This is a genomic window from Vibrio sp. 10N.247.310.17 (assembly GCF_041466605.1).
Taxonomy (GTDB): Bacteria; Pseudomonadota; Gammaproteobacteria; order Enterobacterales; family Vibrionaceae; genus Vibrio; species Vibrio tasmaniensis_A.
Map to the genome: position 1 here is coordinate 59,788 of NZ_JBFSTC010000016.1, position 7,147 is coordinate 66,934.

General features: G+C 43.8%; 4 protein-coding genes and 1 tRNA gene. All 5 read left to right on the plus strand.

Annotated features, from left to right (window positions below; genetic code table 11):
• Positions 1 to 32 precede the first annotated feature (32 nt).
• The 5 genes from AB6D80_RS07290 (at position 33) to AB6D80_RS07310 (ending at position 7,047) form a co-directional block, all read left to right on the plus strand.
• Positions 33 to 1,904 carry an alpha-amylase family glycosyl hydrolase gene (locus AB6D80_RS07290; RefSeq protein WP_371702957.1) on the plus strand — a complete coding sequence of 624 codons (1,872 nt, stop codon included), beginning with the start codon at positions 33 to 35 and terminating at the stop codon, positions 1,902 to 1,904.
• Positions 1,905 to 2,154: 250 nt separating this feature from the next.
• Positions 2,155 to 4,788, plus strand: coding sequence for an alanine--tRNA ligase (gene alaS / locus AB6D80_RS07295; protein WP_372188136.1), 2,634 nt, complete (start codon positions 2,155 to 2,157; stop codon positions 4,786 to 4,788).
• A 220-nt stretch (positions 4,789 to 5,008) separates the two neighbouring features.
• The gene (locus AB6D80_RS07300; protein WP_081326135.1) at positions 5,009 to 6,190 is read left to right on the plus strand and encodes an aspartate kinase; all 1,182 of its coding nucleotides are present in this window, start codon (positions 5,009 to 5,011) and stop codon (positions 6,188 to 6,190) included.
• 92 nt (positions 6,191 to 6,282) lie between these two features.
• Complete coding sequence (gene csrA, locus AB6D80_RS07305) at positions 6,283 to 6,480, plus strand: carbon storage regulator CsrA (protein WP_009847619.1); 198 nt, start codon at positions 6,283 to 6,285, stop codon at positions 6,478 to 6,480.
• A 474-nt stretch (positions 6,481 to 6,954) separates the two neighbouring features.
• A tRNA-Ser gene (locus AB6D80_RS07310) sits at positions 6,955 to 7,047 on the plus strand.
• Positions 7,048 to 7,147 lie beyond the last annotated feature (100 nt).

A 7,147-nucleotide genomic window follows, 5' to 3' on the forward strand; every position in this document is an offset into this window, starting at 1 on the left:
CGAAACCCCATAACGTGAATAAAGGACGACACATGAAGAATAAGCTTATTGTGCTATCAGCATTACTGGCTTCCCTACCTGCTATGGCAGATTGGAACCAGGCCTATTTCCGTGGTACCGCCAATAACTGGCAAGCTGAATCTATGGTTAAAGTGAAAGCAAACCACTGGCAAATAGTGAAAAAATTTAACACCGGTGATGGAACGAACTCTCCTAGTTTTAAGGTTGATCGCTTTGGTGATTGGTCTGAAAACTACCCTCTATCAAATTTCTCTGTTGACCCTAATAAAACCTACGAAATTAATTTCTATGACGACACGAATAAAGTGGTGGTCCATGAAAAGCTTCCCTTTGATATGCGTGATGAAACCATGTATTTCGTGTTTCTTGACCGTTTCTATGATGGCGATTCAGCCAATAATACAGCGACGGGTGCCGACATGTATTCGGCAGACAAATCGGATTTCAAAAAATACTTTGGTGGTGACTTAAAAGGTTTAACTGCAAAGCTAGATTACTTGCATGATATGGGGATCACGGCCATTTGGATAACGCCTCCAGCAGATAACATTAACGTGCCTGACAGTCGAGGCGGTGCGGGTTACCACGGCTACTGGGGACGTGACTTCTTTAAAGTTGACGAGCATCTAGGTACCGTTGCCGATTTTAAAGCATTAAAGACGAAAATGGATAGCTACGGCATGAAACTCGTGCTGGACTATGCGCCTAATCACTCTAACCCTGATGATGAAGGGGAATACGGTGCACTTTATAAAAAGGGTGTTCGAGTTACCGACTACAAAAATGATAATGCAGGGTATTACCATCATAATGGAGCGATCGCTGAAAACGGTAAAGATTGGGAATGGAACGACGCAAGGGCGGTTCGCGATAAAACCTTATTCAACTTAACCGATTTTGATCAACGTAAAGATGGCCCTGCGCGTCAGTATTTGATTGATGGTGCGAAATTCTGGGTTGATTTAGGGGTAGATGCGATCCGTATTGATGCGGTGAAACATATGGATAAAGAGTTTATCCAAGATTTTACTGGCCAAATAAACGCATACGCGAAGAAAAGCCAAGGTAAAGATTTCTATTTCTTTGGTGAGTGGATGGATTCAGGCGCTGACGCAACGGGATCAAACTTTGCTTCTATCGATTTTGCCAATACATCAGGTTCAGCACTGCTTGACTTTGGATTACGTAATACGATCGAAAATGCATTACTTCACCATAACAATATTGGTATGTACGCTATTAATAATTACATGAAATTACGTGACCAAAAATTCACAAGCAGTGATTGGCAAGTGGTGTTTTTGGATAACCATGACGCGTCTCGTATCTCTACCGTTTTACGCTCAGACGCGAAGAACTTTGGCGCAGGTAAAGACAAGTGGGGTGGTCGTCAAAGTGTTGCATTTGCACAAGACAGAGTGGAGCTGGGTTTAGCGCTTATTATGACCTCTCGTGGCATTCCTTGTATTTATTACGGAACAGAGCACTACGCGGCTAACTTCACTACCAATGGTTTTGGTCAACAAGGTAATGACCCTTACAACCGTGAAATGATGCCAAGCTTTGATAAAACGACAAATGCTTACAAGATGATAAAAACATTAAGTAAGCTTCGTAAAGAAAGCTATGCGGTTCAGCAAGGTGATTATATCGAGCGTTGGATAAGCAATGATGTATTGGTATATGAACGTAACGCAGGCGATGACGTAGTTGTGGTTGCAATGAACCTCGGTCAAGGTACATCGGTTAACGCGGTGAATTTAGGATTGGCAAACGGAACTTACGACAGTGTACTAGGAACTGACCAAGTGGTTGTTTCTAATGGCAGTGGCACATTTAACCTAGACCAAAATGAAGTGGTTATCTTACGCACTAAGCATTAACCAGTAAGACAGACTCTTAATAACGGTTTACTGGTTTTCGATTGAGTTCCAACTGCTTAAGCCTCGTACATATTGTGCGAGGTTTTTTTTGTTTTTTCTTTGCTCGAGCTAGTGGAATATTCTTCATTTTATCGAATTCCAACTAAAATCCTGCCCAAGGGTGTCTTTTCTACAAGAAAACTAGTCGAAGCCTTAACCATGATCTACAATACGGCAAAATTCTAACTCGACTATTTTCAGGAAGAGCTGCATGTACATGAGCACTGATGAGGTTCGCAACGCGTTCCTTAAGTTCTTTGAGAGCAAAGAACACCAAATCGTAGACAGTTCATCGTTAGTTCCACATAACGATCCAACCCTGCTATTTACTAACGCAGGCATGAACCAATTCAAAGATTGCTTCTTAGGCGCCGAAAAACGTGCCTACACTCGAGCAACTACGGCTCAGCGTTGTGTACGTGCGGGTGGTAAACACAATGACCTTGAAAACGTAGGTTTCACGGCTCGTCACCATACATTCTTCGAAATGCTAGGTAACTTCAGCTTTGGTGATTACTTCAAAGAAGAAGCGATTGGCTTTGCTTGGGAATTCCTGACTGAAACACTAGGTCTGCCAAAAGATCGCCTGTTAGTAACGGTTTACGAGACAGATGACGAAGCATTCGAAATCTGGAACAAGAAAGTGGGCATCCCAGCTGACAAGATTGTTCGCATCGGCGACAAAGAAGGTGGCAAGAAGTTTGAATCTGATAACTTCTGGACAATGGGTGACACAGGTCCTTGTGGTCCATGTACTGAAATCTTCTACGATCACGGTGAGCACATCTGGGGCGGTCGTCCTGGTACACCTGAAGAAGATGGTGACCGTTTCATCGAGATTTGGAACAACGTATTTATGCAGTTCAACCGTCATGCTGACGGCACTATGGAACCGCTACCTAAGCCAGCTGTAGATACTGGTATGGGTATTGAGCGTATCTCTGCAATCATGCAGGGCGTTCACTCTAACTACGAAATTGATGTATTCCAAAAGCTAATCAAGGCGACAGCAGAAGTAGTAGGTCACGACGACCTATCTAACCAATCGCTGCGCGTTATCGCTGACCACATCCGTTCTTGTTCATTCCTAATCGCTGATGGTGTCATGCCTTCAAACGAAGGTCGTGGCTACGTTCTACGTCGTATTATTCGTCGTGCAGTTCGTCACGGTAACAAGATTGGTGCACAAGGCGTGTTCTTCCACAAACTTGTGGGTGTACTGGCTGAAGTGATGGGCTCTGCGGCTGAAGAGCTTAAGAAACAGCAAGAGCTTGTTGAAAAAGTACTTCGCATCGAAGAAGAGAACTTTGGTCGCACGCTAGAGCGTGGCATGGTTATTCTAAACCAAGAATTGGATATTATTGAATCTGAGCTTAATTTAGCTATTCAGAATAAAGAGCAATATAGCAATGAAGTATTTGGGGTTTTACCAGGTGAGGTTGTGTTTAAATTGTATGACACATACGGCTTCCCAGCAGACCTTACTAACGATGTAGCGCGTGAGCGAAATTTATTTATTGATGAAGAAGGCTTTGAAAAGGCGATGGAAGAGCAGCGTCAGCGTGCTCGTGAAGCGGGCCAATTCGGCACGGATTACAACGCGACGATCAAAGTAGACACCAACACTGAGTTCTGTGGCTACACAGGTACTGAAGGTGCAGGTGAAATCTCTGCGCTATTCGTTGACGGCGAAGAAGTATCTTCATTATCAGCGGGCGACAAAGCAATCATCATCCTTGAAGAGACACCATTCTACGCTGAGTCAGGCGGTCAATGTGGTGACGCGGGTACGCTAAGCACAGCGTCGGGTCTATTCAAAGTACAAGATACTCAAAAGCTAGGTAATGCATTTGCACACCACGGTGAGCTCGTTGAAGGCGTATTTGCTCAAGGCGATAAAGTAGAAGCGCGCGTTGATGCTGAGCGTCGTGCTGCTATCTCACTAAACCACTCTGCAACTCACTTACTTCACTCAGCATTGCGCGAAGTGCTAGGTGAGCACGTTGCTCAGAAAGGTTCTTTAGTTAAGCCAGACAACCTACGTTTTGACTTCTCTAACCTTGAAGCGGTAACACCAGCACAGATTAAAGAAGTAGAGCGTCTAGTTAACGCACAAGTTCGTAAGAATCATGTGATTGAAACGAACATCATGGACATCGAGTCAGCGAAAGAAAAAGGTGCAATGGCACTGTTTGGCGAGAAGTACGATGATGAAGTTCGCGTTCTGTCTATGGGCGATTTCTCTACTGAGCTTTGTGGTGGTATCCACGCAAGCAACACGGGTGATATCGGTCTATTCAAGATCATTTCAGAAGGTGGTATCGCTGCTGGTATTCGTCGTATTGAAGCGGTAACGGGTGAAGCAGCTCTAGATGCAGTAGAAGCTCAGGCTAACGCTTACGAAGAGAAGCTTGCTGAATCAGCTAAGAAAGCGAAATCGCTAGAGAAAGAAATCCAACTACTTAAAGAAAAGATGGCTGCAGCTGAAGGCGCAAACATCATGGGTAAAGTGGAAGACATCTCTGGTACTAAAGTTCTGGTTGCTGCCATTGAAGGCGCAGACAACAAGAACCTACGTACTATGGTTGATAATGCTAAAAACCAAGTGGGTAGCGGCATCATCCTGATTGCGAACGTAGCAGACGGTAAAGTTGGCCTGATTGCTGGCGTAACTAAAGACCTTATCGGCAAAGTTAAAGCGGGTGACCTCGTTAAGATGGTTGCTGAGCAAGTTGGTGGTAAAGGCGGCGGTCGTCCAGATATGGCTCAAGCGGGTGGTACTGACGTTGAAGCACTACCTGAAGCGCTTAAATCAGTACGTATTTGGCTTGAAGAGCGTCTTTAAGCTTAAGTAATTGATACAAAGATGCCCAATCAACTGATTGGGCATCTTTTATTTAGCCCATTGGAAGAACGTCTGAAAAAGGTTTGATTGAGATTAACCAAGAAGGCTAATGGTAACGTTAGACTCCTTGGTTAATTTTTTATTGCTTCGCCATGACGCGGAGTATGTGTTTTTTTGTCATATATAGACATTGGTCTTGGGAAGGTGAGGACGGGTGAAAATGCCTCTTATCGTGCAGAAATTTGGTGGAACGTCGGTGGGTTCAATTGAACGAATCCATCATGTAGCAGGAAAAATCATTGAAGCGAAAAATGAAGGGAACCAGATCCTGGTTGTCGTTTCTGCTATGTCAGGTGAAACAAATCGGTTAGTTAACTTAGCTTCACAAGTTGATAGCGTACCAAACGCTAGAGAGTTGGATGTGCTGTTAACAGCTGGAGAACAAGTTTCCATGGCTTTGTTGGCGATGACGTTGCACAAGTTGGGTTATGAAGCGACATCGATGACTGGCTATCAAGCCAAAATACACACCGATTCTAATCATAATAATGCGACGATTGAGCGTATTGATACCGCTCCTATTAAAGCGCTGTTAGATGATGACCAGATTGTCATTGTTGCAGGTTTTCAAGGCGTTAATGCGAAAGGTGATATCACAACCTTAGGGCGAGGTGGTTCAGACACCACGGCCGTTGCGTTGGCGGGCGCCCTTCAAGCGAAAGAGTGTCAGATATATACCGATGTTGATGGCGTATATTCCTGCGACCCTAGAGTGGTTAAGCAATCTAAGAAATTAGATACCTTAGATTTTCCCTCTATGGAAGAAATGGCTCGCAGAGGCGCTAAGGTTTTACACCTTCCATGTGTTCAACATGCGTGGCGACACAATGTACCATTGAGAGTGCTTTCGAGCTTTGAAGAAGGCGAGGGAACTCTTATCGCGGGTAATGACTGTTTGAATGATATTGCTGGGATAGCCATTCAAAGAGATATGGTTCGCATCGAGTGTTTGAATCAAGATTTACCGTCCCTCATGTCGCATTGTCATTTATTAGGGATTGAAGTCTGTAGTGTGATCGAGGGAGCAGAACGGGCAGCACTCATTATCAAACCGGACATAAGTGCTAAATTAAAACTAGTTTTTGACGAGAAAATCCGTAATAGTGAACAGGTTAGTTTGTTAACTGTGGTAGGAAGCCGAACACAAGAAATTGTGGTCAGTTCACATGGATTGTTGTCTGAAGGCGAAATTGATGTACAGCATCACTTATTGCAACAGCAGTCTTTAACTTTGGTGATATCACCAACGCAAGTCGATATGGCTGCTAACATATTACACAATGCATACATCGTAGCGCGTGAAACACAGGGTTATCCTAAAAAAGAAGTGCATTTTGGTTAAATAAACTCAATCGATAGTTTACGAAAATATAACTTTTGTTGGATAATGCTCGCGTAGCTAGATAAATTTAGAGATTACTCAAGGAGCAAAGAATGCTAATTTTGACTCGCCGCGTTGGCGAAACACTGATGATTGGTGACGAAGTAACAGTTACTGTACTAGGCGTTAAAGGTAACCAAGTACGTATTGGTGTTAACGCACCTAAAGAAGTATCTGTTCACCGTGAAGAGATCTACATGCGCATTCAAGCTGAAAAAGGTAATGGTAACGTTGCACCTGGCAACTACTAATACTTTTGCGTAGAGAAGAGGCTAGCATTGTTGCTAGCCTTTTTTGATCTTGGGGGAATGGAAATACGCATTTGAACATCGATGGGGTGGTAACGGGTTAGTCTTAACGCGGTGAAGTGAGAACTTTATGACGTTATGAAATACAAATAGGATCGATCATCGCTATTGCACGGTATTTTGTCTGCGCAAACTCAAGATTTGTTAGCTTCCCCTATGGCGCAAATACGCATCCCGTAGTATTGTGCAAACAGCGGTAGCACTTGCTGCTGGATAAATTAGATAATTGTTTTCGGCTGTTTATTATTGCCAATCTTTCACCTTAATTTTTAAGGGAAAAAGCGCGATTTGAAGCTTATAAGTTCAATTTGCAAGCGCTTTGATTAAATAGCAAACGGTTGAGTGTTTTTGTCCAATTTTTTTCAATAAAGTGTTTGACATATTTTCGGTAAAACGTAATATGTGCCTCCGCAAGACGGTGAGGTGGCCGAGAGGCCGAAGGCGCTCCCCTGCTAAGGGAGTATGTGGTTTGTAGCCGCATCGAGGGTTCGAATCCCTCCCTCACCGCCATTTCTTGCACGTTTGAATTTGCAAGCAAACACAGAAGTAACAATGTGCGCCCTTAGCTCAGCTGGATAGAGTACCTGGCTACGAACCAGGCGGTCGGAGG

Excerpts from the sequence above, each read along its gene's own strand:
- AB6D80_RS07290 (WP_371702957.1), top strand. The coding sequence starts at position 33 with ATGAAGAATAAGCTTATTGTGCTATCAGCATTACTGGCTTCCCTACCT.
- alaS (WP_372188136.1), top strand. The coding sequence starts at position 2,155 with ATGTACATGAGCACTGATGAGGTTCGCAACGCGTTCCTTAAGTTCTTT.
- AB6D80_RS07300 (WP_081326135.1), top strand. The coding sequence starts at position 5,009 with ATGCCTCTTATCGTGCAGAAATTTGGTGGAACGTCGGTGGGTTCAATT.
- csrA (WP_009847619.1), top strand. The coding sequence starts at position 6,283 with ATGCTAATTTTGACTCGCCGCGTTGGCGAAACACTGATGATTGGTGAC.